The sequence below is a fragment of the Ectothiorhodospira shaposhnikovii genome, assembly GCF_047222355.1.
GTDB lineage: Bacteria > Pseudomonadota > Gammaproteobacteria > Ectothiorhodospirales > Ectothiorhodospiraceae > Ectothiorhodospira.
In genome coordinates, this window is record NZ_CP178333.1 from 3,028,570 (window position 1) to 3,054,733 (window position 26,164).

25 protein-coding genes and 1 riboswitch are annotated in these 26,164 nt (G+C 64.1%); of the genes, 7 read left to right on the forward strand and 18 right to left on the reverse strand.

Annotated elements, in window-relative coordinates:
• The first annotated feature begins 42 nt into the window (after positions 1-42).
• Positions 43-1,116 carry a homoserine O-succinyltransferase MetA gene (metA, locus tag ACLF6L_RS13890; RefSeq protein WP_412851907.1) on the forward strand — a complete coding sequence of 358 codons (1,074 nt, stop codon included), beginning with the start codon at positions 43-45 and terminating at the stop codon, positions 1,114-1,116.
• Positions 1,117-1,133: 17 nt separating this feature from the next.
• Here metA and ACLF6L_RS13895 read toward each other — a convergent pair whose 3' ends face one another.
• The 3 genes from ACLF6L_RS13895 to ACLF6L_RS13905 form a co-directional block, all read right to left on the reverse strand.
• Positions 1,134-1,403, reverse strand: coding sequence for an ACT domain-containing protein (locus ACLF6L_RS13895; RefSeq protein ID WP_200175604.1), 270 nt, complete (start codon positions 1,401-1,403; stop codon positions 1,134-1,136).
• Entirely contained in the window at positions 1,400-3,127 is a 1,728-nt protein-coding gene (gene ilvG / locus ACLF6L_RS13900) for an acetolactate synthase 2 catalytic subunit (RefSeq protein ID WP_338081466.1), read from the reverse strand. The genes ACLF6L_RS13895 and ilvG overlap by 4 nt, the downstream gene beginning before the upstream one ends.
• Positions 3,128-3,396: 269 nt before the next feature.
• The gene (locus ACLF6L_RS13905; protein ID WP_412851908.1) at positions 3,397-5,463 is read right to left on the reverse strand and encodes a tRNA(Met) cytidine acetyltransferase TmcA; all 2,067 of its coding nucleotides are present in this window, start codon (positions 5,461-5,463) and stop codon (positions 3,397-3,399) included.
• A 267-nt stretch (positions 5,464-5,730) separates the two neighbouring features.
• Between ACLF6L_RS13905 and ACLF6L_RS13910 the strand changes: the two genes are divergently transcribed.
• Positions 5,731-5,934 (forward strand): cold shock domain-containing protein, encoded by a 204-nt coding sequence (locus tag ACLF6L_RS13910; protein ID WP_200175598.1) that lies wholly within the window; start codon positions 5,731-5,733, stop codon positions 5,932-5,934.
• A 113-nt stretch (positions 5,935-6,047) separates the two neighbouring features.
• Here the strand turns inward: ACLF6L_RS13910 and ACLF6L_RS13915 are convergent, their stop codons facing one another.
• The 8 genes from ACLF6L_RS13915 to ACLF6L_RS13950 form a co-directional block, all read right to left on the reverse strand.
• On the reverse strand, positions 6,048-6,635 hold the full coding sequence (locus ACLF6L_RS13915) for a CBS domain-containing protein (RefSeq protein WP_008931348.1): 588 nt from the start codon (positions 6,633-6,635) through the stop codon (positions 6,048-6,050).
• A gap of 81 nt (positions 6,636-6,716) precedes the next feature.
• Complete coding sequence (gene trpC, locus ACLF6L_RS13920; RefSeq protein WP_238616330.1) at positions 6,717-7,517, reverse strand: indole-3-glycerol phosphate synthase TrpC; 801 nt, start codon at positions 7,515-7,517, stop codon at positions 6,717-6,719.
• A 5-nt stretch (positions 7,518-7,522) separates the two neighbouring features.
• Positions 7,523-8,545, reverse strand: a complete 1,023-nt coding sequence (gene trpD, locus ACLF6L_RS13925; protein WP_238616331.1) for an anthranilate phosphoribosyltransferase — start codon at positions 8,543-8,545, stop codon at positions 7,523-7,525.
• A complete protein-coding gene (locus ACLF6L_RS13930; protein ID WP_238616332.1) occupies positions 8,542-9,195 on the reverse strand; it encodes an anthranilate synthase component II in 654 nt (217 codons plus the stop codon). The genes trpD and ACLF6L_RS13930 overlap by 4 nt, the downstream gene beginning before the upstream one ends.
• A 57-nt stretch (positions 9,196-9,252) precedes the next feature.
• Positions 9,253-10,755 carry an anthranilate synthase component I gene (gene trpE, locus ACLF6L_RS13935; protein WP_412851909.1) on the reverse strand — a complete coding sequence of 501 codons (1,503 nt, stop codon included), beginning with the start codon at positions 10,753-10,755 and terminating at the stop codon, positions 9,253-9,255.
• A 95-nt stretch (positions 10,756-10,850) separates the two neighbouring features.
• Positions 10,851-11,531, reverse strand: a complete 681-nt coding sequence (locus ACLF6L_RS13940) for a phosphoglycolate phosphatase (RefSeq protein WP_238616334.1) — start codon at positions 11,529-11,531, stop codon at positions 10,851-10,853.
• 5 nt (positions 11,532-11,536) lie between these two features.
• Positions 11,537-12,226 (reverse strand): ribulose-phosphate 3-epimerase, encoded by a 690-nt coding sequence (gene rpe, locus ACLF6L_RS13945; RefSeq protein ID WP_008931354.1) that lies wholly within the window; start codon positions 12,224-12,226, stop codon positions 11,537-11,539.
• Between the two features lie 174 nt (positions 12,227-12,400).
• Complete coding sequence (locus tag ACLF6L_RS13950; protein WP_412851910.1) at positions 12,401-14,275, reverse strand: diguanylate cyclase; 1,875 nt, start codon at positions 14,273-14,275, stop codon at positions 12,401-12,403.
• A gap of 438 nt (positions 14,276-14,713) precedes the next feature.
• Between ACLF6L_RS13950 and ACLF6L_RS13955 the strand changes: the two genes are divergently transcribed.
• Together ACLF6L_RS13955 and ACLF6L_RS13960 are read left to right on the forward strand one after the other, a co-directional pair.
• On the forward strand, positions 14,714-14,917 hold the full coding sequence (locus ACLF6L_RS13955) for a hypothetical protein (RefSeq protein WP_238616336.1): 204 nt from the start codon (positions 14,714-14,716) through the stop codon (positions 14,915-14,917).
• A gap of 6 nt (positions 14,918-14,923) precedes the next feature.
• A complete protein-coding gene (locus tag ACLF6L_RS13960; protein ID WP_238616337.1) occupies positions 14,924-16,258 on the forward strand; it encodes an RNA-guided endonuclease InsQ/TnpB family protein in 1,335 nt (444 codons plus the stop codon).
• Between the two features lie 254 nt (positions 16,259-16,512).
• Here ACLF6L_RS13960 and ACLF6L_RS13965 read toward each other — a convergent pair whose 3' ends face one another.
• The 3 genes from ACLF6L_RS13965 to purE are packed head-to-tail and all read right to left on the reverse strand — an operon-like array spanning position 16,513 to position 18,737.
• Positions 16,513-17,103 (reverse strand): class I SAM-dependent methyltransferase, encoded by a 591-nt coding sequence (locus ACLF6L_RS13965; protein ID WP_238616338.1) that lies wholly within the window; start codon positions 17,101-17,103, stop codon positions 16,513-16,515.
• A 3-nt stretch (positions 17,104-17,106) separates the two neighbouring features.
• Entirely contained in the window at positions 17,107-18,240 is a 1,134-nt protein-coding gene (locus tag ACLF6L_RS13970; protein WP_238616339.1) for a 5-(carboxyamino)imidazole ribonucleotide synthase, read from the reverse strand.
• Positions 18,237-18,737, reverse strand: coding sequence for a 5-(carboxyamino)imidazole ribonucleotide mutase (gene purE / locus ACLF6L_RS13975; protein ID WP_040405058.1), 501 nt, complete (start codon positions 18,735-18,737; stop codon positions 18,237-18,239). Before purE ends, ACLF6L_RS13970 begins: the two co-directional genes overlap by 4 nt.
• A 106-nt stretch (positions 18,738-18,843) precedes the next feature.
• Here purE and ACLF6L_RS13980 point away from each other — a divergent pair, with 106 nt between their 5' ends.
• Together ACLF6L_RS13980 and bioD are read left to right on the forward strand one after the other, a co-directional pair.
• A complete protein-coding gene (locus ACLF6L_RS13980) occupies positions 18,844-19,740 on the forward strand; it encodes a phosphoribosylaminoimidazolesuccinocarboxamide synthase (protein ID WP_412851911.1) in 897 nt (298 codons plus the stop codon).
• Entirely contained in the window at positions 19,740-20,444 is a 705-nt protein-coding gene (gene bioD, locus ACLF6L_RS13985) for a dethiobiotin synthase (RefSeq protein WP_238616341.1), read from the forward strand. Before ACLF6L_RS13980 ends, bioD begins: the two co-directional genes overlap by 1 nt.
• Here the strand turns inward: bioD and ACLF6L_RS13990 are convergent.
• The 4 genes from ACLF6L_RS13990 to ACLF6L_RS14005 all read right to left on the reverse strand — a co-directional run bounded on the left by ACLF6L_RS13990 (position 20,419) and on the right by ACLF6L_RS14005 (position 23,554).
• A complete protein-coding gene (locus ACLF6L_RS13990; RefSeq protein WP_238616342.1) occupies positions 20,419-20,937 on the reverse strand; it encodes a molecular chaperone in 519 nt (172 codons plus the stop codon). The genes bioD and ACLF6L_RS13990 overlap by 26 nt on opposite strands.
• A gap of 178 nt (positions 20,938-21,115) precedes the next feature.
• Complete coding sequence (locus tag ACLF6L_RS13995) at positions 21,116-22,048, reverse strand: endonuclease (RefSeq protein ID WP_238616343.1); 933 nt, start codon at positions 22,046-22,048, stop codon at positions 21,116-21,118.
• Positions 22,049-22,219: 171 nt separating this feature from the next.
• Entirely contained in the window at positions 22,220-22,954 is a 735-nt protein-coding gene (locus tag ACLF6L_RS14000; RefSeq protein WP_238616344.1) for a hypothetical protein, read from the reverse strand.
• A 171-nt stretch (positions 22,955-23,125) separates the two neighbouring features.
• A complete protein-coding gene (locus ACLF6L_RS14005; RefSeq protein WP_238616345.1) occupies positions 23,126-23,554 on the reverse strand; it encodes a hypothetical protein in 429 nt (142 codons plus the stop codon).
• 948 nt (positions 23,555-24,502) lie between these two features.
• Positions 24,503-24,576, forward strand: a riboswitch (S-adenosyl-L-homocysteine riboswitch).
• 82 nt (positions 24,577-24,658) lie between these two features.
• Between ACLF6L_RS14005 and ahcY the strand changes: the two genes are divergently transcribed.
• The gene (gene ahcY / locus ACLF6L_RS14010) at positions 24,659-26,074 is read left to right on the forward strand and encodes an adenosylhomocysteinase (protein ID WP_412851912.1); all 1,416 of its coding nucleotides are present in this window, start codon (positions 24,659-24,661) and stop codon (positions 26,072-26,074) included.
• Positions 26,075-26,164: the final 90 nt, after the last annotated feature.

The window sequence follows — 26,164 nt, forward strand, 5'->3', positions numbered from 1 at the left end:
CCTTCGACCCTTCCCGTCAAACCCGCAGTCAGGACACCCGCCATGCCGCTCGTTGCCCATTCGGAACTGCCCACCTTCTCGCGCCTGAAGCAGGAAGGTCAGACGGTACTGCCTTCGGACTATGCCCTCAAGCAGGACATCCGCGCCATGCACATCGGGCTGCTGAACATGATGCCCGATGCCGCCCTGGCGGCCACGGAGCGCCAGTTCTGCCGTCTGGTGGGGGAAAGCAACCAGATTGCCCAGTTCTACATCCATCCCTTCACCCTGGACGCCCTGGAACGGGGTCCCCAGGGTCGGGCGCACGTGGCCCGGTACTATGAGCCGCTGGAAAAGATCCAGGAACAGGGGCTGGACGCCCTCATCATCACCGGCGCCAATGTCACCCAGCCGGACCTGTCCCTGGAGCCCTTCTGGGAGCCGCTGGCCCAGGTCATCGACTGGGCCTACGCCAATGTCACCTCCACCCTGTGCTCCTGCCTGGCCACCCACGCGGTGATGCAGTTCCGCTACGGCCAGACCCGCAGTCCGCTGGGTTTCAAGCGCTGGGGGGTCTACCCCCACCGGGTGGTGGATCGTACCCACCCCCTGGTGGCCGGGGTCAATACCCGCTTCGACGTGCCCCACTCCCGTTTCAACCACATCTCACGGAAGCAGTTCGAGGCCGCCGGACTCAAGGTGCTGGTGGAAAGCGAGGAGGCCGGGGTGCATCTGGCGGTGAGCGAGGACGAGTTCCGCATCGTCTTCTTCCAGGGGCATCCGGAGTACGACATCATCAGCCTGCTCAAGGAATACAAGCGGGAGGTGGCCCGCTATGCCCGGGGCGAGCGCAAGGACTACCCGCCCTTCGTGGACAACTACTTCTGCCCCCGCAGCCAGGCGATCCTGGAAGAATACCGGGACCGCCTGGACCTGGCCCTGAAACGGGGCACCACACCCCCCGACTTCCCGGAACAGCTCATCTGCGAGCATCTGGACAACACTTGGCACGACACCGCCGAGGCCGTCATCAACAACTGGATGGGCAACGTCTACCAGTACACCCACATCGACCGCAAGAAACCGTTTCGCGACGAGGTGGACCCGGATGATCCGCTGGGGCGTGTGAAGGCCTGAGCCGTAGCCGCTCCCGGCTACGCCGCGCTCACCCGGCCCAGGGACTCGCGGGCCTCCGGCGCCGCCTGCAGGGCCGCCAGGTGTTCCACATCCCACAGCTTTTCCAACTGCCGGGCCAGCATCCCCGGGTCCCGCCGACCAGCCACCCGCAGGCGCACGTGGTAACGCCCGCCCTCCAGGCGCACGTTCATGTCCTGCACCTCGAACCCGCGGGCACGCACGGTGCGCAGGATCCGCTCAAGGCTGCCCTCGGCCGGGCGGGCGAACAACTGGAACTGATGGCTCATGCCACATCCTCCTGAATCATCTGGTCATTGGACATGCCCGGCCCGACGATGGGCCAGACATTCTGTTCACGTTCAATGGGCAGGTGCAGCAGCAACGGCCCGGGGGTTTCCAGACAGGCCCGGATGGCCGCCTCCATGGCATCCGCGCCCTCGAAGCGGCGGGCCGGAATGCCGAAGGCCCTGGCCACCTGAACGAAATCCGGGTTGTCGGACAGATCCACCGAGGACAGGCGGCCCTCGTAGAACAGTTCCTGCTGCTGACGCACCATGCCCAGGTACTGGTTGTCGAACAGCACGATCTTCACCGGCAGTCCGTAACGACCCAGGGTGGCCAACTCCTGCACGTTCATCATGAAGGAGCCGTCACCGCTGACGTTGATCACCCGGGCGTCGGGGTGGGCCAGCTGGGCACCGATGGCCGCCGGCAGGCCGAAGCCCATGGCACCCAGGCCACCACTGGTCAGGTGCCGGCGGGGATGATGGAAGCCGTAATACTGGGCCACCCACATCTGGTGCTGCCCCACGTCACAGGCCACATAGGTCTGATCCCCGGCCCGGCGGGACAGGGCATCCAGGAACCGCAGGGCCGGGAAACCGCCCTCGGGCCGCTCCGGCGGCAGCCTGAACCCTTCCGTCCGGCGGGAGCGGGCACACCGCTCGCGCCAGTCATCAATGGACAGCGGCAGGGCCAGGCGCGGCAGCCACTGATTGAGATCTCCCACCAGGGCCACTTCGGGCGCCCGCAGTTTTGCCATTTCCGCCGCATCCACATCCAGGTGGATCACCCGGGCGTCGGGGGCGAAGGCCGCCAGGCGGCCGGTGGCACGGTCATCGAAACGGGCACCCACCACCAGCAACAGGTCCGAGGCCTGCACCGCCCGGTTGGCACAGGGGGCGCCATGCATGCCCAACATGCCCAGGTTGAGGGGATCATCGGGCGGCAGCAGACCGACCCCCTTCAGGGTGGTCACCACCGGCGCGCCGGTACGGGCGACGAAATCACGAAATGCCGCCACCCCATGGCCCAGGGCGACACCGCCACCGGCATAGATCACCGGTCGCCGGGCGGCACCCAGCAGGTCGAGGGCGCGGGCCAGTGCCGCCTCGTCCGGTGTCTCGGCCTCGCCGGATGTCCGGTGCCCGAGAGCCGAACCGGAGGACAGCTGGGCGGGGGCCAGCTGCACATCCTTGGGGATATCCACCCACACCGGACCGGGGCGCCCTTCCTGCGCCAGATGAATGGCCTCTTCCAGGACGGCTTCCAACTCGTCCACATGACGCACCAGGTAGCTGTGCTTGGTGATGGGTAAGGTCAGACCCAGGACGTCGGTCTCCTGGAAGGCATCGGTGCCCAGCAGGCCGGTGGGTACCTGGCCGGTAATCACCAGCAGGGGAATGGAGTCCATGTGGGCGTCGGCCACGGCGGTGATGAGGTTGGTGGCACCGGGTCCGGAGGTGGCGATACAGACCCCCAGACGACCGCTGGCGCGGGCATGGCCGTTGGCGGCAAATGCCGCCCCCTGCTCGTGGCGGGTGAGAATATGGCGGATGGGGGCGGCATCCTGGGCCATGGCATCGTAGAGGGGCATGATGGCGCCGCCGGGATAGCCGAACACCGTCTCCACCCGATGTCGCTTGAGCACCTCCAGAACCACCCAGGCACCATTTCGGGTGGGGCTGTCCGACATTGGGTGGGGTGAAGCGGTGTCGGCGTCGGCGGGCATGGGCGATATCTCCTGCGGTGATGTCGGTTGACGAAAAAGTCATGGGCAATAAAAAACCCCGGGTTTCAAGGCCCGGGGTTTTTTGGATTCTGATCAGTGTTGCTGGATCGTCAGCGCAACAAGCCCCCGGGCCGTGGTGTGTCCACGACTACCAGTACCAGGAAGCTGACTACGCTGTGAATCATGTGTCTGGAGTGCTCGGGGTTTGTTGAGAGCTTGAGTCCGATATTAGGCAGACGCGACGAAGATCGCAAGAAAAAATCCGCCGCTCAACCATCATCAGGCAGACCGGCGACGGCACGGCGCAGCACCGTGATCACCGGCTTGCGTCCGGACACCCCCAGATGCCGTGCCACCGTTTCCCAGGGGCGCTGCTGGATCACCCGCATCACCAGGGCATCCCTGTGGTCTTCCTCCAGGGATTTGGTGGACGCCGCCAGGCCGCGAATCACACCGGCATGCAGGGCGGGCAGGCAGGCCTCATAGACCCGCCGCCCCCGGGCAAAGGCGGCAATCACCCGGCGATCCTCACCGGACAGGGGCGGAAGCTTCAGGCCCTGGAACAGGCCGGCCGCCAGATCCGGCGCCATCCCCCGCAGGGGATCGGACAACAGCATCGGCAGGGTGCGGCCAAACCCGGCCCGCACCGGGTCCAGCACCCCCTGCCCCTCCGTGGTCAGGGCCTGCAGCACGGTCACCGCCCAGCCCCCGCTGCTCACTTCCGGCTTCACCCCCACCCGCACCGGACAAAAACCCTGCCCGGTCCAGAAACGCAGCAACGGGTCCGTTCCGCCGAAACCGGCCCCGATCAGGTCGATGCCCGCCTCCCGTGCCTCCTCGACCAGGGCCTGCAACAGGGCAGTGCCCAACCCCCGTCCCTGGGCGGCGGGATGGACGGCGATACGCACCACGCGGCGATAGCGCAGCATCCCCCCCGAGGGCGGCATGTCGCCGTAAAGCATCAGACTCACGGGCAGAAAATGCCCCTGGGGACGACGCTCTCCCGCCCAGACGGACCGGCACAGCCCCGCCACCAGTTCACCTTCATCCGCCAGCAGGGCCACGGCGGCCACCCGCCCCCGGTGCATCAGGCCGACCACCTTCAGGGCCGGGTCATCCAGCATCCGCTGCAGATCCGACGGACGGGTGCGGTAATGGGCCAGGCTCAGCAGACCGAAAATATCGCCAAGCAGGGCCTCGTCCCCGGCCAGCCGCCCGCGGGAAAAGGCTTTGCGCTCACAGGTCACGGGCCGGGCGTCGGTCATGGACGCATCCTCCGCCGCCTCCGCGTCCAGCATCAGACCGCGGGCCATGAGGGCCTCCAGCGGATCATCCACGGCCCAGCGCACCGGGGTTTCCAGATGCAGATAACGGGTATCGGGCACGCGCCGCGCCAGGGTGCGGCGAAAGCGCACGGCAAATCCCCGCCCTCCCCCCTCGTAGCCGTGAATGGTCCCCGTGAAGGCGATGGGGCGGCGGGCCGCCAGACAGGCGGTGAGCCACTGATCCAGCCACTGCATGGGGATGCCCGCGGCCTCGTCCACCAGCATCAGATCCGGGACCGGGTCGGGGACGCCATCGGGCGGGACATATTGCAGCGTCGACGCCCCCAGGCGCAGTCGCCCCGGCTCGTGTACCGCAACGGGGGGAAGCAGCCCCCTGGCCTGCTCGAACAGCGGTCCCAGGGCCGAGAGCCGGGGTGCGGTCACGCCGATATGAATGCCATCGCCATCGGGCCGGGAGGCCGTCATGAGTCGTGCCGCGGCAATGCCCAGAGCCGCGGTCTTGCCGCGGCCGCGATCGGCCGTGATCACCAGCACGGGCGCGGCCCGTCCTTCGGCAAGATCCCTGACGGCCTGCACGGCATCGCGCTGATCTTCGGTCAGGCAGGGGTCCCCAGTCGGATCTGGAGGTGGCCGGTCCCGGGGCACGGGCCATGATGACACCGCCGTATCCGGTCCAAGGAACGGCACGGCGGCACGTTGCAGTTGTTGCCGGAAACGGTGCAGGAACAGGGAGTCTGGAGGGTTCTTGGCGGCAGGCAGGATCAGCAGCAGGACGCCCCCACCCCGCAGTGCCCCGGAGGCGGCGCCCAGGGCATCGGCGGACAGCCCGGCGGCGGCATCGAAGACCAGGGCATCCAGATCCCTGCCCAGCAGGCTGTCGGCCCGGGACAGCGGCACATGCTCGACAGCCACCGGAGGCGCCCCCCCGACCCAGGCCACCCGGCTGCCGGCAGGCAGGTCGGCGCACCACTGCGCCACCTTGACATTCCCTGAAACCTCAAGGGCTTCCAGGCAGATCAGGCGGCGATGGAGAATAAAAGTTGGCGGCATGGGAACAGTTCCGGTGAAGCAGGAAGCAACGGGGTAACCGTCCTGTTTGTGACGGAGTTTGCAATTTCCGCACATACATCACGAAATTGAAAAACAATCAGGGCAAATTAGTGATGGCGCCCCGCCAAGGCCGGGCGTATGATGAGAGGCGCAGTTGCCCTGTTAATCACCATGCACGGAAGTCCGCCTGTCTTTTCAAGGCAATCGACCGCCGCCGGTTTCAGCAGGAACGCTGCGAGTATATTTTTTCCTACGAGGTAATACGCAGTGCTGACCGGTACCGTGAAGTGGTTCAATGAAGGCAAGGGCTTTGGTTTCATCACGCCCGACGACGGTGGCAAGGATATCTTTGTCCACTTCTCCGCAATCGAGGGGAGCGGTTTCAAGACCCTGGCCGAAGGCCAGAAGGTGACCTTTGAAACCCAGAAGACCCCGAAGGGGTTGGCGGCTTCCAACGTCAAGCCCGCCTGACGTCAGGGATGGCTGGATCCTGATCCGTACGGGTCCCGTTCGACCCGTCGGGTTGGCATGCACCGAATCCGCAGACAGGAACCCCGCCATCGGCGGGGTTCTTTGTATGTAGCTTATCGATTCAGCAGCTTCTCGATCTGGGCAAAGCTCTGCACCGGCCCCTCGGCGGAGATCTCCACCCCCAGCTGACGCCCGATCTGGGTCAGCGAGAACACGCCACGCACCACTTCGCGGCCATTCTCGAATTCCACCACCAGACCATGCTGACGCCCGGCCTCCCGCAGGGTGGCAACGATGTCCCCGACCCGGGCCAGCACCACGTCGTAATGATCGATGGCGCTGATGTCGTTGCGGTGAGTCATCACGTGCTTGACCGCCAGCGCGTTGTGGGCGATGCGCTCGTCGGACACCACCTTCACCGGGCGCTCGCCCAGGATGTCACGGGCGGTGACCACACCCTGGATCTGATCGTCGTCGGAGACCACGATCAGCAGACGCACCCCGGAGTGGATCATCTTCTGCAGCGCGGCATCCATGGCGGTTTCGGGAGAGACGGTGACGGCCTCCACCCGACGAAAGTCCGTCATCACGTCCACGGCCGGGTCTTCCATGGTGACCCGCTGCGGTAGCCCCTGACGGAAGCGATGCACCACCGCATCGTCGGTGAGGGCATGGGAGGGAACGAGAGTGTATCGAGCCATCAAAACCTCCTGATCATGGGGCGGGAAACCCGACCTTGTTGTTATGTCGCCTGTCACAGCGAGTCTAGCACGGCCCCGGGATCAGGCATCGAACAGGGCACTCAGCTGAAGACCCGGGTCCGGCGCCTTCATCAGGGCCTCGCCCACCAGGAAGGCATGCACCCCGGCCCGGCGCATCCGCGCCACGTCCTCCGTCGTGTGGATGCCGCTCTCCGTCACCACCAGTCGATTCTTCGGCATCATCGCCAGCAGACCCAGCGTGGTTTCCAGGCGGGTTTCAAAGGTCCGCAGGCTGCGATTGTTGATACCGATGATGCAGGCATCCAGGGCCAGGGCACGCTCCAGTTCGGGGGCATCGTGGACCTCCACCAGGACATTCATGCCCAGGTCATGGGAGAGCTTGAGCAATTCGGACAACTGGGTATCGTCCAGGGCGGACACGATCAGGAGCACACAGTCTGCGCCCATCACCCGAGCCTCGTAGACCTGGTAGGGGTCGATGATGAAGTCCTTGCGCAGCACCGGCAGGGCGCAGGCGGCGCGGGCATCTTCCAGATAGGCCTCATGCCCCTGGAAAAAGTCATGATCCGTCAGCACCGACAGACAGGCGGCACCGTGCTGCTCATAGGTGCGGGCGATGGCCACCGGGTCGAAGTCCTCCCGCAGCAGGCCCTTGCTGGGGCTGGCCTTCTTGATCTCGGCGATCACCGCGGGGCGCCCGGCATTCACCCGATCCTCCAGGGCCCGCAGGAAGGGACGCACCGCCGGCGCGGCGTCCACGAAACGGGCCAGATCCTCCAGGGAGGTCCGGGCGCTGCGCTCTGCCACCTCCTCGCGCTTGCGGGCCAGGATCTTCTTGAGGATATCGGGGGTATCGGTCATGGGGTTCACGCCTTCAGGGATTGGGAGACACGGGCCAGTTCGTCCATGCGGGCCGCGGCGGCTCCGCTGTCGATCACCTCGCCGGCGCGGCGGATTCCCGCCTCCATGGAGTCCGCCAGGCCCGCCACGTGGATGGCGGCCCCGGCATTGAGCATGACGATGTCACGGGCCGGACCCGGCTCGCCGGCAAAGATCCGACGGATCAGGGCCAGGCTCTCCTCGGCGCCATCCACCCGGATGGCATCCAGGGGGGTGCGCGGCATGCCGAACTGCTCGGGGGCGATGATACGGCTGGTCACCTCGCCGTCGCGCAGTTCCGCCACCCGGGTCGGTGCGCCGATACTGATCTCGTCCAGGCCGTCCTCCGCGTGCACCACCATCACATGCCGGCTGCCCAGCAGCTTGAGTACCTGGGCCAGGGGCTCCAGCCAGTGGGTGCTGAACACCCCCAGCACCTGATTGGGGGCACCAGCGGGATTGGTCAGCGGTCCCAGCACATTGAACAGGGTGCGCACTCCCATCTCCCGGCGGGGACCCACCGCATGCTTCATGGCACCATGGTGCCTGGGAGCAAACAGGAAACCCACGCCCACCTGGTTGATGCACTGGGCCACCTGCTCCGGCCCCAGATCCAGATTGACCCCGGCCGCCTCCAGCACGTCGGCACTGCCGGACTTGCTGGACACGGAGCGGTTGCCGTGCTTGGCCACCCGCCCACCGGCGGCCGCCACCACGAAGGCGGAGGCGGTGGAGATGTTGAAGCTGCCGGAGGCATCCCCCCCGGTGCCGCAGGTATCCACCAGATGCCCGGCCTCCACCTCCACCCGGGTGGCCAGTTCCCGCATCACCGAGGCGGCGGCGGCCACTTCATCCACCGTCTCCCCCTTCATGCGCAGGCCCACCAGGAAGCCGCCGATCTGGGCCGGAGTGGCCTCGCCGGTCATGATTTGGCGCATCACATGGACCATCTCGGGTCCGGTGAGATCACGCTGCTCGGTGACTGCGCGAATGGCTTCCTGCATGTTCATGGTATGGCCCGCCCCCTGTCGTCGTGTGTGATCGGATTGTTGCGGCCACCCGGAGAGGGGTCAACCCTCGGCGGGGCCTCCAGGAAATTCCTCAGCAGGTCGTGGCCATGTTGGGTGAGGATGGATTCCGGGTGGAACTGGACGCCCTCCACGTCCAGGGTGCGATGACGCACCCCCATGATCTCGTCCAGGGTCCCATCCGGGGTCTCGGTCCAGGCGGTAACCTCCAGACAGTCCGGCAGGGAGGACTTCTCGATCACCAGGGAGTGGTAGCGGGTGGCCTCGAAGGGATCGGTCAGACCCCGGAACACCCCCATGTCCTTGTGGTGAATCAGGGAAGTCTTGCCGTGCATGATCTCGCGGGCATGGACGATGCGGCCACCGAAGGCCTGGCCGATGGACTGATGCCCCAGACAGACCCCAAGGATTGGGACCCTGCCGGCAAAATGGCGGATGGCGGCCAGGGAAATGCCCGCCTGATCCGGGGCGCAGGGACCGGGGGAGATGAAGATCCGCTCCGGCGCCATGGCCTCGATCTCGTCCAGGGTGATGGCGTCGTTGCGCCGCACCTCCACATCGGCCCCCAGCTCACCCAGATACTGGACCAGGTTGTAGGTGAAGGAGTCGTAGTTGTCGATCATCAGGATCATGTGTGCCGTACCGTAATGAGGTTGGCTGGACTCGGGAAAAGGCCGCGGGAAGCGGCGTCAGGATCGCCCCTTCCCGCGCAACGAGGCAGGCTGTATCTCCAGTCCCGACTCCGCCATGGCCACGGCGCGAAACACGGCGCGGCCCTTGTTCATGGTTTCCGCCCACTCATTGTCGGGCACGGAGTCATGGACCACCCCGGCACCGGCCTGGATATGCAGGGTCTGGTCCTTGATGACAGCGGTGCGGATGGCGATGGCGGTGTCCATGTTGCCCTGCCAGGACAGGTAGCCCACGGCGCCGGAGTAGATACCCCGCTTCACCGGTTCGAGCTCGTCGATGATCTCCATGGCGCGGATCTTGGGGGCGCCGCTCACGGTGCCCGCCGGGAAGGTGGCCCGCAGCACGTCCATGGCGGTCATGCCGGGGCGCAACCGGCCCACCACGTTGGAGACGATGTGCATGACGTGGGAGTAGCGCTCCACCACCATGCGCTCGGTGAGTTGCACACTGCCGACGCGGGAGACCCGGCCGGCGTCGTTGCGGCCCAGGTCGATCAGCATGAGGTGTTCGGCGATCTCCTTGGGATCGGCCAACAGGTCCTGCTCCAGGGCCCGGTCGCTGGCCTCGTCCTCGCCCCGGGGCCGGGTGCCGGCGATGGGACGCACGGTGACCACTTCGTCCTCCAGACGTACCAGGATCTCCGGCGAGGAACCCACCACATGGTGGTCGCCCAGGTCCAGGTAGAACATGTAGGGGGAAGGATTGAGACTGCGCAGGGCCCGATAGAGGTCCAGGGGACGGGCGCCGTAGGGGATGGATAGACGCTGGGACAGCACCACCTGCATCACGTCGCCGTCGACGATGTACTGCTTGCAGCGATCCACCGCCGCCTTGAAGCCTTCCTCGGTGAAGCCGGAGATGAAATCCGACTCGCTGACCTTGCGGGGGGCGGGATGGGCCGGTGGCAGATGGGTGATCCGGCGCAGTTGATCCTGCAGTTCATCCAGGCGACGCTCGGCGGACTCGCGCTCACCGGCACCAGCATGGACCACCAGGTAGAGCCGTCCCGCCAGGTTGTCGTAGACCACCACCTCGTCGGACACCATGAGCAGGATGTCGGGCACGCCCAGGGGATCGGGTTTTTCACCGCCACCCAGGCGGGGCTCGATGTAGCGGATGGTGTCATAGCCGAAGTAGCCCACCAGCCCCCCGGTGAAGCGGGGCTGATCCGGCAGGTCCGGTACCCGGAAACGGGTCTGGAAGGTCTCGATCCAGGCCAGCGGGTCATCCACCCGGGCCTCTTCCACCACCCGGCCGGACTCCTCCACGCAGATCTGGTGTCCACGGACCCGGACCACGGTACGGGCGGGCAGACCGACAAAGGAATAGCGGCCCCATTTCTCGCCCCCCTGTACGGACTCCAGCAGGTAGGAATAGGGACCGGAGCCCAGCTTCAGGTAGGTGCTCAGGGGGGTGTCGAGATCGGCCAGCACTTCACGGACCAGGGGGATGCGGTTGTAGCCCTGGCGGATCAGATCATCGAATTGTTCGGGACTCATGGGACGTTTCCGGTGGACAGATTGGCACGGCGGGTGAACGGGCTGCTGTCACCCACGCCATCGCGTCGACCGGACTAGAATGAGAATCCCAGGCATCAGGCTATCTGCTCCATGAGCCCCGGCAGTTGTTCGAGGCTGTCGATGACCGAATCCGGCTTTTGCTCCCGGATATCCTGGCCGTGATTATAACCATAAGTGACGCACACAATGCCAAATCCGGCAGCCCGGGCGGCCTTCACGTCGCTGCGGGAGTCCCCCACCATGAGGGCATCCTTGGGATGGACGTCGAACTGATGGGCGGCGTACAGCAGAGGGGCCGGATCGGGCTTCTTCCGCGGCAGGGTATCACCGGCCACCACCAGTTCGAAGAAGTGGTCGATGTCCATGGCCCGCAGCAGGGGCGCCGTGAACCGGGCCGGCTTGTTGGTCACGCAGCCCAGGCGCATGCCGGCTTCCGCCAGGGCCTCCAGGCCTTCGCGCACCCCCGGATAGAGCCGGCTACGGCCGGTATTGTTGTCCCGGTAGATGTCCATGAACAGGGCCAGCGCCCGTTCATACAGGTCCGGCTCGGGCTCGGCCTCCATGTCGCCGGTGAGGGCGCGCTTGACCAGGCGCTCCACCCCGTTACCTACCCAGAGCCGCACATTGGCCTCGCCCCGGGTGGGCATGCCCAGGGCCTCCATCATGCGGTCCACACTGAAACTCAGGTCCGGCACGCTGTCCACCAGGGTACCGTCCAGGTCGATGAGCACCATCTTGGGCTGCGGAATCGTCATCGGCTTCACACCTTGGCCAGTTCAGCCCGCATGGCGGTGACGATGCTGTCATAGCGGTTGGGATCTTCCGCCCGGGCGGCACCGAAGATGGCGGAACCGGCGACGAAGGTATCGGCGCCGGCGGCCTTGATCTCGGCGATGTTGTCCACCTTCACGCCGCCATCGATCTCCAGACGGATGTCCAGCCCGGATTCGTCGATGCGACGGCGGGCCTCCCTGAGTTTGTCCAGGGTGGCGGGGATGAAGCTCTGACCGCCGAAACCCGGGTTCACGGACATGAGCAGGATCATGTCCACCTTGTCCATCACATAGTCCAGATAGGACAGCGGGGTGGCGGGATTGAACACCAGGCCGGCCTTGCAGCCCTCGTTGCGGATCAGTTGCAGGGTGCGGTCGATGTGCTCGGAGGCCTCCGGGTGAAAGGTGATGTAGTCGGCACCGGCCTTGGCAAAATCGGGAATGATGCGGTCCACCGGCTTGACCATCAGATGGACGTCGATGGGGGCGGTGACGCCGTGCTTGCGCAGGGCCTCGCACACCAGGGGGCCGATGGTCAGGTTGGGGACATAGTGATTGTCCATGACATCGAAATGGACGATGTCCGCGCCGGCGGCCAGCACCTGAGTGACTTCCTCGCCCAGCCGGGCGAAATCGGCGGAGAGGATGGAGGGCGCGATCAGATCAGGTTTTGCCATGGGTCTTTGCCTCGTTATTGTCGGCCATCCCGGCACCCGGCGGGAGCCGGGGCGGAGATAACGTTATTCGGTTTGCTTCCTTGGGTGGTGGAGGCAATGTAACCCAAGGCGCCGGGAAAATTAAGCATGGGGTGATACGGTGGGAGTCCATGCCGCCACCCGGAAACCGCTCAATCAATACTCCCCGCCCGACGGCCACATCTCCGGCGTGAAGCGCACCACCTGATTGCGGCCGTTCTCCTTGGCGGCATACAGTGCCACATCGGCGTATTTCAGCACCTGCCAGAAGGCCTGGGCATCATCCGGATAGGCGGCCAGGCCGATGGAGAGGGTCTTGTGAAGCTCTGCGCCGGCCACCCTGAAGGGATGGGCCTGCACCGCCTCGCGGATCTTGTTGGCCACGTCCAGCGCCGCCTCCGCGCCGGTGTCCAGCAGGATGATCATGAACTCCTCGCCACCATAGCGGATGACCAGATCGGATTCACGCAGATGGGCCTGGAAGATGCCGGCCAGTTCCCGCAGGATCTGGTCGCCCACATCGTGCCCGTAGGTGTCGTTCACGGTCTTGAAGTAGTCCAGATCCAGCATCATCAGGGTCATGGGCATCTGACGGCGCTTGCACTGCGCCACCAGGCTGTCGGAATACTCTTCCAGAAAACGGCGGTTGCGCAGGCCGGTCATGGCGTCCTTGAGGCTGGATTCGCGCAGGCTGGCCATCAGGCCCTTGGCCTGCAGTACCGGCGCCGCTTCCCGCAGATAGGCGCTGATCAGGGGACGGGCACGGATCAGCGCCGGTATGTTCTGGGGCGGCACCACCAATTGCACCACACTGCCCACGCCGCCGGACTGGATGATGGGCAGGCACAGATAGCTGCGCCCGTCGGCCAGGGCCTCGCTGTCGAAGGCACGACACAGGTGACGGTTCTCCAGGCCATCGATGGCGTGGCCGGTGCGCACCGCCCTGCAAATGGTGCTCTGTTCCAGGATGTCGGGACGGCACCAGCGGATCTCCTCGTGAAGCACCCCGTCCACTACCACCGTATCCATCAGACGCTTGTCCCGGTCCACCTGATAGATGGAGAAATGCGCCATGCCGAACTCGGTACGCAGGACTTCGCTGATGCGGAAGAAAACTTCCTCGGTGGTCTGGTCCTCCTCGATGGCCTGCTTGAACTGGGCCACCTTCACCAACCCCGAAACCGTGGTGGCGGTCTCCTCCAGCAGATTGGCCCTGGGGTCGGGCGCGGTATTCACCAGCCGGGCCACATGGTCGCGGATCTCGGTCAACTTGTGGGTGATGGCGTCGGCCATTTCATTGAAATGGTTTGCGATCTGCCCGATCTCGTCGCGACTGCGACTGTGAACCCGCTGGCTGAAATCCCCGCCGCTGGCCAGTCTGGCGGCCTTGCGGACTTCTTGGGTGGTCTCCACCAAAGGGCGAAGCAGACGCCCCAGAAAGACCATGGACAGCACGCCGAACAGCCCCATGATGACCACCAGGAACAGGGCCGTGACCATGCCGGCGGTCTTCATGTGGCCCACGGAGACGGTCAGTGTGACGGCGCCCAGGGCGACACCCTCGGGGGCCTGATGGCAGGCCATGCAGTTGATGTCTCCGTTGGAGGAGGCGATGTAGGGAATGGTGGCGCGGAACTCCTCGCCGAACAGTCCGCCGACCAACCCGAAGTAGGGCTCGCCGCTTGCCAGCACCTGCCGGTCGATGTCATCGGCCGGTGTCTCCATCGGCAGGCCTTCGCCGTGCTGCGCGATGACCCGTTCCCCGCGGATCACCCGCGCCTCGTTGAGGCTGTTCACCTCCGCCAATCGCCGCAACATGGAGGCCCGACGGTCAATGGTGTCGTTGAGCATGGCCTCGGTGAGGGAAACACGGATCATCTCCGCCGCCGTGCGGGTATGTTCCGTGGCCGAACGGACTGAAAAATCCCGGATCAGCGCCATGCTGGACAGGCCGACGACCAGCATCATGGTGAGCATGACCACAAGCAGTGCGCCCATGGCCTTGGTTTGCAAGCGGCTGCTGCTGGTCACTGGAAACCTCGCGACCCCATAGCGGGGTAAATCCCCACATTGTACGCCCTCAAGGCCCGGTTGGCCCGGGGCTGTCGGAATCGCAAGCCGGAGTATAGGACGAATAAACGCCGTTTTTCCGTCCGGGCCAGGGCCTGTCCAAGGTCCAATACATTCTACCGCCGTGACAGCGGTCGCCCCAGTCGTGCTTCAGGTGTCCAAGCGGAAATAAATAAAGGGGGTTAAAAGTTGTTGCAAGGCCCTTAACCTACCATTCCAGTCGGATATGGCGCGGAATGCCTGCTATACTCGGAATGAAGCCACCGCACCGACTCCCTCACCGGGGGAATAATTCGCTCCGAATCGGGCGGTGATCAGCGATTAGGGGTGGGAAACAACAGTATGGGTTGAGGAACTACCGGAAAAAACTGGACGAAGCCTTGAAGAAGGACGCGACACATGACGTACCGGATTGAATCAGGCTATCCGCTGGAAAGCGATTGGCTGCCCGCCAGTGTTTTCGCGCAACACCACGAAATCCTATCGGCTGCGGTGGCGATCGCCATAGAAGGCGTAGACGATCCTGAAGCACAGGAAGTTCGCGTAATTTGCGTGGAAACCGGCGAAGTGGTCTGGCGTTCGACCGAAGAACGATATGAGTGACGTGCCATGCAACTAACCCACAAGATCGCGCTGTGCCCGACACCGGAACAGACCGACTACTTCAAGCGTGCCTGTGGTACCGCGCGGCGCGTCTGGAACTGGGCGCTGGCCGAGTGGAACGGGCAATATGCGGCCGGTCTCAAGCCCGAGGCGATGGCGCTCAAGAAGCAGTTCAACGCTATCAAGTACCGTGACCCGCAATGGCTGGACAAAGACGGGCAGCCGTGGCTCAAGACCATCCATCGCGACGCCCATGCCCAGCCGTTTGCGCATCTGGCCAGGGCATGGGATCGGTTCTTCAAGGACACCAAGGTAGGCAAGCCGGCCCATGCGCCCAGGTTCAAGAAAAAAGGGCGCTGCCGTGATAGCTTCTATGTGGCCAACGACAAGTTTCGCATGACAGACAAGACGATCCGGCTACCCAAGGTCGGGGACGTAGCGATGGCCGAAGCGTTGCGCTTTGAGGGCAAAATCCTGGGCGCGACCGTCTCGCGCACGGCTGATCGCTGGTTTGTTGCGGTGCAGGTCGAAGTCAAAGACAGCGACTTTTACCGCCAGTGCACAGGCGATGGTGTGGTTGGGGTGGATGTCGGCGTCAAGGCCGCTGCCACGCTGTCTACCGGCGAAGTGATTGAGGCGCCCAAGCCGCTCAAACGCGCACTACGACGGCTCAAGATTCGCAGCCGTCGGCTCAGCCGCAAGCTCACGGCGGCCAAGATCAAGGCCGGACTTAAGCCGAACCAATCCATCCCTAAAGGCACGAAGCTGCCAGCCTCGAACAACCGTCAGAAGTCTGCTGCGACATTGGCAAGGCTGCACAAGCGCATTGCCAATATCCGAGCGGATTTCACCCACAAGCTCACCACGCGGCTCTGCCGCGAGAACCAAGCGGTGGTGATCGAGGATTTGCACGTCAAGGGCATGCTGGCCAACGACCGGCTGGCGCGTGCCATCAGCGACGTGGGCTTTGGGATGTTCCGCTCGCAGATCGAATACAAGACGGTGCGCTACGGCACCCAGCTGATCGTGGCGGATCGCTGGTATCCGAGTAGCCGCCTGTGCTCGGTCTGTGGTTGGAAGCATGAGGCGCTGACGTTGAAGGATCGGGAATGGACGTGTCCGCAGTGCGGAACACGCCATGACCGTGATCACAACGCAGCGCTCAATCTTGAACGGCTGGCAACCGCAACTGCCCTACCCGTGGCGAGTCCGTCCGGCAACGGTGGCGCTATGTCTGGAATGGTTCCAGACGTAGTCGGGAAAGTCACGCCTGTCAGATACGATTCCGGTAAGGGTTCGGGGCAGGAAGGGAACAGTGCGCACTTTCGCGCACGTTTTTGATAGCAGACCGAGGATCAAGTGGATTCCCTGAGGCGTTACCACTGCGACGAGTTGCAGGGCTTCCTGATCAGCCGGCCGTTGCCAGCAGAACAAGTGCCGGCGTTTCTGCACAATCGCTGCTCAGAACCCTCCACCGCCCCAAACTCGTACGGGTAGCCCGCCGCGTCATATCTATCCCGGAATTCCGAGGCTCCGATCGACGACGCGAGCGTCGGCTGTCCGGCCGGTTTTCGCCCTGGAGACCGTGGTCTCCCTTATTCGGGCTTGACGGCCATGGCCACCGTGTATTCCCGCCCCTGCTTGACCTTGTCGTAGTTGCCGAAGACTTCCTTGAAGGCCCGCTCGATGAAGCGCCGTAATCCGGTGATGGTCACCACGTAGATCCGGCCGCCGGGGTGCATGTGATTGAGGGCATCGTACAGATACAGGTACAGCATCTCCTTGCCCACCTTGGCCGGCAGATTGGAGGTCACCAGATGGAAGCGGCGATCGCCGACGGCGGAAAAGCCGTTGCTCAGGAAGGCCTCGGTGTTCACGATGCCGTTCAGGCGGGCATTCCTTGCCGCATACTCCACCGCGACGAAGTCCTTGTCCACCAGGCAGGTATGCCCCCGGGGCGCCAGACGGGCCAGGGTCAGGCCGATGGGGCCGTAACCACAGCCCAGATCCAGGCAGTCATCGGTCTCGTTCACTTCGATGAAATCCAGCAGCAGATGGGTGCCGGCATCGATGCCCCGGGGTGAGAACAGACCCCAGGTGGTGTGGAAATTCAGGGACTGGCCCCGCAGGGTATCGGCAAAGACGATGTCTTCCCGCAGAGAGCGGATGTAGGCGTCACGTTCCATGGGTCAGGATCCCGGTTCCAGCGCGGCAAACAGGGTCTCGGCATCGGCGATGGCCTTTTCCGGATCATCGTCCAGCACGCAAAAATGGCCCATCTTGCGACCGGGTCGGGCCTCGCTCTTACCGTAGAGATGCAACTTGGCGCCGGGATGATCCAGTAATTCGGCCCAGCGGGGCTCCCCTCCGGCCCACAGGTCGCCCAGCAGATTCACCATCACCACCGGTGACAGCAACCGCGTGTCGCCGAAGGGCAACCCGCAGACCGCCCTCACCTGCTGTTCGAACTGGGAAGTGACGCAGGCGTCCAGGGTGTAATGGCCGCTGTTATGGGGACGAGGTGCGATCTCGTTCACCCGCAACTCACCGGCCGTGGTGATGAAGAATTCCACCGCCATCACACCGCAGTAATCCAGGGCATCGGCCAGGTGGGTGGCGGCACGGCGGGCCGCCTCCGCCATCTCTCCAGGGATGCGCGCCGGCACAATGCTCATGTGCAGGATGCCGTGCCGGTGGATATTCTCGGCCACGGGGTAGCAGAGGGTTTCGCCCTCGGCACTGCGGGCCAGCACCACGGAGATCTCCCGCTCCAGGTCAAGACGCCGTTCCAGCACACAGGGCACCTGCCCCAGCTGGTCGAAGGCATCACGGGCCGCCTGTGCCGAATCCACGCCGATCTGGCCCTTGCCGTCATACCCTAGCGCGGCACGCTTGAGGATGGCCGGCCCGCCCACGGCCGCGAAGGCAGACTCGACCTCGTCCAGGGCCGTCACCACCCGGAAAGGGGCCGTATCCAGACCGCAGGACTGGATCATGGCCTTTTCCCGCGCCCGATCCTGGGTACGCTCCAGGGCCTCGGCACCGGGACGGACCGGAATGAAGCCGGCCAGGGTACGCAGGGTGTCCGCCGGGATGTTCTCGAACTCGGTGGTGACGACGGCACAACGGGTGGCCATCTGCTCCAGCGCCCAGGCATCCCCGTAGGCGGCATGCAGATGCTCGTCGGCCATGCGGCCGGCGGGACTGCCTGTGTCCGGATCCAACACCAATACCCGGTAACCCAGGGTACGGGCAGCCACTGTAAACATACGGCCCAGCTGGCCGCCTCCCAACATTCCCAGAGTATTACCCGGCAGGATCATGACGGTTCAGGCAGGCTCATGGCCAGTACCGAGTCGCGCTGGCGACGACGGAACTGTTCCAGTTGATCGGCAAGGGCGGCATCCTGATTGGCCAGCATGGCCACCGCGAACAGACCCGCGTTGGCGGCCCCGGCCTCGCCGATGGCGAAGGTGGCCACGGGAATGCCCTTGGGCATCTGCACGATGGACAGCAGCGAATCCTGCCCCTTGAGATACCGGGACGGCACGGGCACGCCCAGCACCGGCACGGTGGTCTTGGCCGCCAGCATGCCCGGCAGATGGGCGGCACCGCCGGCACCGGCGATAATGCAGCGGATACCCCGCGCGGCCGCCTGTTCGGCATACTCGAACAACAGGTCCGGAGTACGGTGAGCCGAGACCACGCGAGCCTCGAAGGGCACGCCGAAGTCTTCCAGTTGCGAGACGGCGTGCTGCATCACGGGCCAGTCGCTCTGACTGCCCATGACCACGCCTACGAGAGGGGATTGATTTTTCATCGGCGAAGCTTAAGTGAAGCGGCCATGGGGGACAAGTTCACAGGGTGTGAAAGCCCCTGTCTATAGTAGAATGACCGATTGTTCAGCCATTTTTCGGTAGCCTGCCATGACCGCCGCCCTCTTTGAAAGCCAGATCAAGAGCCTGCCCCTGATCCACCGGGGCAAGGTGCGGGATATCTATGCCGTGGACGAGCAGCACATGCTCATCGTCACCACCGACCGGCTCTCGGCCTTCGACGTGATCCTGCCCACCCCCATCCCGGACAAGGGCCGGGTCCTGACGCAGATCTCCCAGTTCTGGTTCGAGCGGCTGGCCCATGTGGTGCCCAACCAGCTCTGCGACCTGACCCTGGCCGACGTGATCCCCGATCCGGTGGAGCGGGCGCCGCTGGAGGGTCGCAGCATCGTGGTCAAACGCCTCAAGGCCCTGCCGGTGGAAGCCGTGGTGCGAGGCTATCTGATCGGCTCCGGCTGGAAGAGCTACCAGGCCGACGGCAGTGTCTGCGGCATCGCCCTGCCTCCGGGCCTGCGCATGGCCGATCGCCTGCCGGAACCCATCTACACCCCCTCCACCAAGGCCGCCGTGGGCGAACACGACGAAAACGTGGACTTTGCCCATACCGAGCGCACGCTGGGTCCGGCGGTGGCGGCACAGGTCAGGGATACGGCCCTGCGTCTGTACCAGGAGGCCGCCGCCTACGCCCTGGAGCGAGGCATCATCATCGCCGACACCAAGTTCGAGTTCGGCCTGGACGAGCGCGGCGTCCTGCACCTGATTGACGAGGCGCTGACCCCGGATTCCTCCCGCTTCTGGCCGGCTGACACCTATGCCCCCGGGATGAGTCCACCCTCTTTCGACAAGCAATACCTGCGGGATTATCTGGAGACCCTGGACTGGAACAAGGCCGACCCCGGCCCGGCACTGCCGGAAGACGTGGTGAGGCAGGTGGCGGATAAATACCGGGAGGCCCTGGAACGCCTCACCGGCTCGGGCCTGAGCTGATGTCCGCCTCCCCATCCAGCGGCCTGTTCATCACGGGGACCGACACCGGCGTCGGTAAGACCGTGGTGGGGTGTGCCCTGGTCCGTGCGCTGGCGCGGGAGGGCCGGAAGGTGATCGTGCGCAAGCCTGCCGAGTCCGGCTGTGAGCGGCGCGACGGGGCGCTTTGGCCCGCCGACGGGGCCCACCTGATGGCAGCGGCAGGCGGGCAGGGACTGGACCGGATCACCCCCTATCGTTTCGAACACGCCCTGGCTCCGGACCGGGCGGCCCGGCTGGCGGGCAATCCCTTGTTCCTGGCGGATCTGATCAGGGCCTGTCACGCCCCGGATGAGGATAGGAAGGGAGACTGTCTGCTGGTGGAAGGCGCCGGCGGGTTCTACTCTCCCCTGACCGAAGACGGGCTGAACGCCGACCTGGCCCAAGCCCTGGCCATGCCCGTCGTGCTGGTGGCGCCGGACCGTCTGGGGGTCATCAACCATGTCCTACTGATCGCGGAGGCCATCCGGCATCGGAACCTGTCACTGGCGGCGGTGGTACTCAATCACAGCGAAGGCCCCGCGCCCGTCGGCATGGACAACGCGGCCGACATCGGCAGGCGCCTGCCGGTGCCCGTCCTGGGTTTCCCGCGGGAAACGGATCCGGAGGCCGAAACGTCCGCCGACCGGATCGCCCAGGCCGTCATGCCCCGGATTCGCAAGGCGTGAACAATTCCTCCAGACGTCGCCCCAGCGCCCGATAGATCTCCAGAGCGGCCTTTTCCTGCAGGCAACGGGCAAACCGTGGCACCCAGCCGCACAGATGCTCCCACAGGTCACGCCAACCGTAGGGTGAGTTGGGCAGATCCTGCTCCAGGTACCAGGCCGCATAGATGAGCTGCATGGCCAGGGAGTCCGGCGCCCGCCCCTGAAGGGCGATGCCGGCCTGCCGGTACAGGACCAACAGATTGTGAGTACCGCCCGCCATCACCTGATCGGACCAGGCCGACTCCCGGGCCGGACACGCCTCATCAGTGAAGAGCCGCTGATATTCATGACGCAGCACCGGCAGTCCCAGCATCCGCAGTTCCGGCAGGGCCGGCTTGAGCCAGCTCCAGCTGTCCGCCATCTCCTCCATCGCTTCCAGCGTATCCATGGTGGGAGGTGACAACAGCCCGCTCAGAATGCAGAGCTCATCGACATCAAGCTGATCTCCTGGCAAGGGATTTTCCATGACAGCCCCGATTGATACGCCCCCAAATCGCAATTTCATTGTCTCAGCATCTTCACAGGATTGGACTATGACCTCGGGGATGGGCTCAAGAAACGGAAAATCTTCGCTAAGTTGAGCCGAGTCAATTAAAACCTTCACCCCGGAAACAGGCTCGGAAAAACCACGCTCAGGGCAGCGGTCGCCAGAACTCCACATAGGCATTCCCCAGCCCCTGAATCGCCTTGATGCGCTGGTTACGCTCCAGCTCCCAGGCATCGGGAGGATACCGGTTGTTCCAGGCGTAATAGCGGCGTTCATCCCAGCGGCTCAGGTGAAAACCGTAGGTATCGCGCATGTAGAGCATGGTGCGGGCGATGCTGCCCTTGGCCGCATCGGGCGGCTCGGCACGGCGCAGCCAGCGACTGATGCGGATCTCGCAGTCTCCATAGCGGTCCCCGAACCAGAACACCCGCCCCCAGTCGTAATTGGATCGGCGCCCATTGATGTAGCCGACGCTGGGATAGAGATTGTGCAGATCATTGTGGGCCGCCAAAAAACCGGGATCGACCCGCTGACAGCATTCACGCCCCGACAGGGTCCGCCCCGATGCGGAACGGCAGGCCTCATAACGCTCCGGCTCCTGCCAGCAACGCCGGAACTGACCGAACCAGGAGGCGGGAAAGACATGCTCGGCCTCGACCCTCAAGGCCCGTGACTCGGTCACCAGGGACTCAAGGCCGCAACTGCCCAGATCCACACGCAGGTCGCCGTCATACCGACAACCGCAGTAGAAGGTTTGGGGCTGGTCCGCATGGACGCGCTCATAAAGGGCTCTGCGGGCCAGGCTCCAGTTGGCTGCCGTCACGGGCAGCACCTCCGCCGGCACCGGGTCGCGGCGGTAACGCCAGGCCTCCGGCAGCAGGGGCTCCACCATGGCTCGGGTCTGATGGATACCCTGACGCAACTCCGGCGGCAGCAGATCCAGCGCCCAGTGGGGCATCTGGAACACGCCCAGCAAGGATGCACAGGCCAGGACCGCGCCCAGCAACCAGAGCCGGGAGCGGCGCGGGACGGGACGGGACCCGGCGGACTTGCGCGGAGAGGAATGACGGCGGGTCATGGATCAGAAATCAGACGAAGCGGAAAACGACGCACGCGAAACACCGGCATCAATCCTGGGCAGCCTCGGAACAAGGCTGCCCGTGATAATGCCGGGATCATGCCGCGACTGCATCACATGCAGACCCGGACGCCCGCGGGGCAGACCCGAAGGCCGTGCCACGACAGCGGATTACTTGGCGGCGGCAGCCTGTTCGATGGCCTCGAGCAGCTGGGCATCCAGCTCGGGCAGCGCCGGGGCTTCGTCGCCGGCGGCGCCCTTGGCCTGGTCCAGCAACTGCTCGGAAACCTTGCGCAGCTCCCGATACTGCTCCACCAGCTTGGCGCTGCTTTCCAGGGCGGCCTGCAGGGTACTCACCTTTTCATCCAGTTCACGCTTTTCCTTGCGCAGACCGGAAAGCTGGGTTTCCAACTGCTTGCGGGCGGTGGCTTCGTCATGTTTCTGCTTCTTGAGCTGCCGCAGTTTCTTCATGACGTTTTCAGGCGTATCGGCCAGGGCCTTGTTGATGGCCTTGAGGGCCTTGTCCTTCTCGGCCAGCTGCTCCTTGATGGATTTCATTTCCTTGGTGTGAGCCACGCGCTCCGCGGCCATGTCCTGCTCACCGCTCTGCAGCCGGGAAAGGGCCTCTTCGCGGGCGGCATCCGCCAGGATCTGCGCCTTCTCGCTGGCCTTGACCTTCTTTTCCATGGCGTCGATGGCCTGCCGGGCCTGCTCGTTGGCCTGCTTGATCTTTACATCCGCCTCGTTGCCCCTCTGGATGGCAACGTCAAGGGCAGCCTTGAGTTCCTCGGTGCTGCACTCAGGGTCCAGACCCAGGGCATCCGTGGCCCCCTTCATCAGCATCTGCTTGCTGATGGCAAGTTCTTTCCAGACCTTCAACTGCAGTTCTGCTTCAGCTTGATTCACATATGACTCCTGCACGGGTATTTCAGATGGTAGGGGTAGAGATTTTGGGCGCGCATTCTACATGACTTGAGGACCAAATGCTGCACCCAAAGTCAAGCGCCCGCGAATGGCATCGCGGGCACGGGAAAGGCAGGGCCCTCAACAAGAAGGACGAGATGCCGGGAACACCGTTCAGGCGGCCCGATAGACACCGCGCCGGGGCGAGTCCAGACGCCCCTGCTTTTTGAGGTAACCCAGGGTTTGGCTGATGTTCTTCACATTCAGACCTGCCGCTGCGGCACGTTCCCGAATCTCACCGATGGACATCTCGGGCTCGGAGGCCACGATCTCACAAATCACCTGACTGGGGCCGGCATCATCGACGGTACGGGAGGCACGCCCCGCGGACACCTTGCCGCCCAGCTTGCTGATCTCGCGATCCAGGGCCGCCAGTTCCTTGCGATGCCGACGCACCAGTTCCCGACGTTGTTCACGCAGGGCCTGGCGCTGCTCACGCACCGCCTCCTCCTTGGCCGCGGCCTCCTGCTCTTCCCGCTTGCGCGCCAGGGCATAGAGTTCCTGGGCGGACATTTCCATAGGGTTTTTCATGGTCTCGGTCATTCATCTCTCCGGAAAATCATACGGCAGGCCGATGATTCTAAATATTGGCCCACACACTTCTATTATTTTGACGACAAAACAATCCATACCGGAAACAACCACCCCATCGCATCACGGCCATGCAGCGGTGAAGTTACGACGGGAACCGGAATACGGATATATTCAGCCCACACCCTGAATGAGGCAAATCACACATACTACGTGTGTCGTGATTATGACATAAGCGCAGCATGGTTTTCACATCGCTCAAGGAAATTATTGTATATTTCGCCATTCCGGATTCGGCCTTGAAAGAGGATCTTCCGCCGTCTCCGGATCGGCATGTACTTATCAGCATCAGACAAAAGAATGCACATCCAGGCCCGCGACTACCGATCTCGCCCGGCAGTCCGACACACATCAACAATTCACTCCACGCCACATGCAAAGACCTGGATAAACAGTTTTCAGGACAGAGACTTGCAAAGCCACTTCGACCAGGCCCGAAGAATCGAGCCCATCCGCCAAATCCCGCAAGCACCGTAAAGATGATGAGGGATCACCGGCGAACCGAGCCTGAACTCCCGCGCCATACTCAACCGGCAGTGCAAGCCGGCCCAGAGCAGAGTCAACAGATTCAAGGCCGAAGATCCGTCCGCATCCCCAGCCCCCGCGGACGACCTGACTCAAAGCCGACCCGAACCAAACATCAGCAGATACTCATGATTTAGATATGAGTCAAACCGCGGATCATTCATGCCCAGGAAACTTCATACCCGGATCACCATGATCCGATACGGGCCCGGGTGAAAAGGAAAAAGGGCCGATCGGCCATACCGAACCATCGCCAGGGCATGAATCGACCGCGCCCGACCCAGATTGAATCCGGTCGACGGAGCAGAACGGCGAGGGAGCGGGCACACATGCCACCGATGCAAAGCCCCGACGCTTCCCCTATAATACCCAGTTCAGTCTGAGGAGCGCTGCAACGGACCCTTCGGTCCGCCAGGCTCAGACACCTCCTAAAACGGCGCTCGCTGTATCCGCGATGGCGGTCGGCGAGTTGCGTTATTTCCCCCGGCCCCATCGCACCCTCGCCCCAACGCTTTTTGAGGAGTGTGTTGAATGAATGCCGTGGTAGATACCAAGAACCAGGATTTCTTTGTCAAGGACATGTCCCTGGCCGACTTCGGTCGCAAGGAAATCGCCATCGCCGAGACCGAAATGCCCGGTCTGATGGCCACCCGGGAGGAATTCTCCAAGTCCCAGCCGCTCAAGGGCGCCCGCATTGCCGGCAGCCTGCACATGACCATCCAGACGGCGGTGCTGATCGAGACCCTCCAGGCCCTGGGCGCCGATGTGCGCTGGGCCTCCTGCAACATCTTCTCCACCCAGGACCACGCCGCCGCCGCCATCGCGGCCACCGGCACGCCCGTGTTCGCCTTCAAGGGTGAAACCCTGGAAGAGTACTGGGACTTCTGCCACCGGATCTTCGAGTGGTCCGACAGCGGCACTCCCAACATGATCCTGGACGACGGCGGTGACGCCACCCTGCTGATCCACCTGGGCGCCCGCGCCGAGCAGGACCTGTCCGTGGTGGAAAACCCCACCAACGAGGAGGAGCAGGTACTGTTTGCCCAGATCAAGGAGCGGGTCAAGCAGCAGCCCGGCTGGTACTCCAACATCCTGAAGAACATCAAGGGTGTCACCGAGGAAACCACCACCGGCGTGCATCGTCTCTACCAGATGGCCAAGGAAGGCGCCCTGCCCTTCCCCGCCATCAACGTCAACGACTCGGTCACCAAGTCCAAGTTCGACAACCTCTACGGTTGCCGCGAGTCCCTGGTGGATGCCATCAAGCGGGCCACCGACGTGATGATCGCCGGCAAGACCGCCGTGGTCTGCGGCTATGGCGACGTGGGCAAGGGTTCCGCCCAGTCCCTGCGCGCCCTGTCCGCCGAGGTATGGATCACCGAGATCGACCCCATCTGTGCCCTGCAGGCGGCGATGGAAGGCTACCGGGTGGTCACCATGGACGAGGCCTGCGACAAGGCCGACATCTTCGTCACCGCCACCGGCAACGTGAACGTGATCACCGCCGAGCACATGGCACGCATGCGTAACCAGGCCATTGTCTGCAACATCGGCCACTTCGATTCCGAGATCGACGTGGCCGGCCTGCGCAAGTATCAGTGGGAAAACATCAAGCCCCAGGTGGATCATGTGATCTTCCCCGACGGCCACCGCATCATCCTGCTGGCCGAAGGCCGTCTGGTGAACCTGGGCTGCGGCACCGGCCATCCCAGCTTCGTCATGTCCAACTCCTTCACCAACCAGGTGATGGCCCAGATCGAGCTGTGGCAGCACGGCGACAAATACCAGAACGACGTCTACGTGCTGCCCAAGCACCTGGACGAGAAGGTGGCCTCCCTGCACCTGAAGAAGATCGGCGCCCAGCTGACCCGCCTCACCGAGCAGCAGGCCAAATACCTGGGCCTGTCGGTGGACGGACCGTTCAAGCCGGAACATTACCGGTACTGATCGGACGGGGTTGACCCGCCCCTCTCCCCCGGGAGAGGGGTTTTTTGCGCCCATCGGATCACGCTTCCCGCAATCCCTTGCGGAGGACCC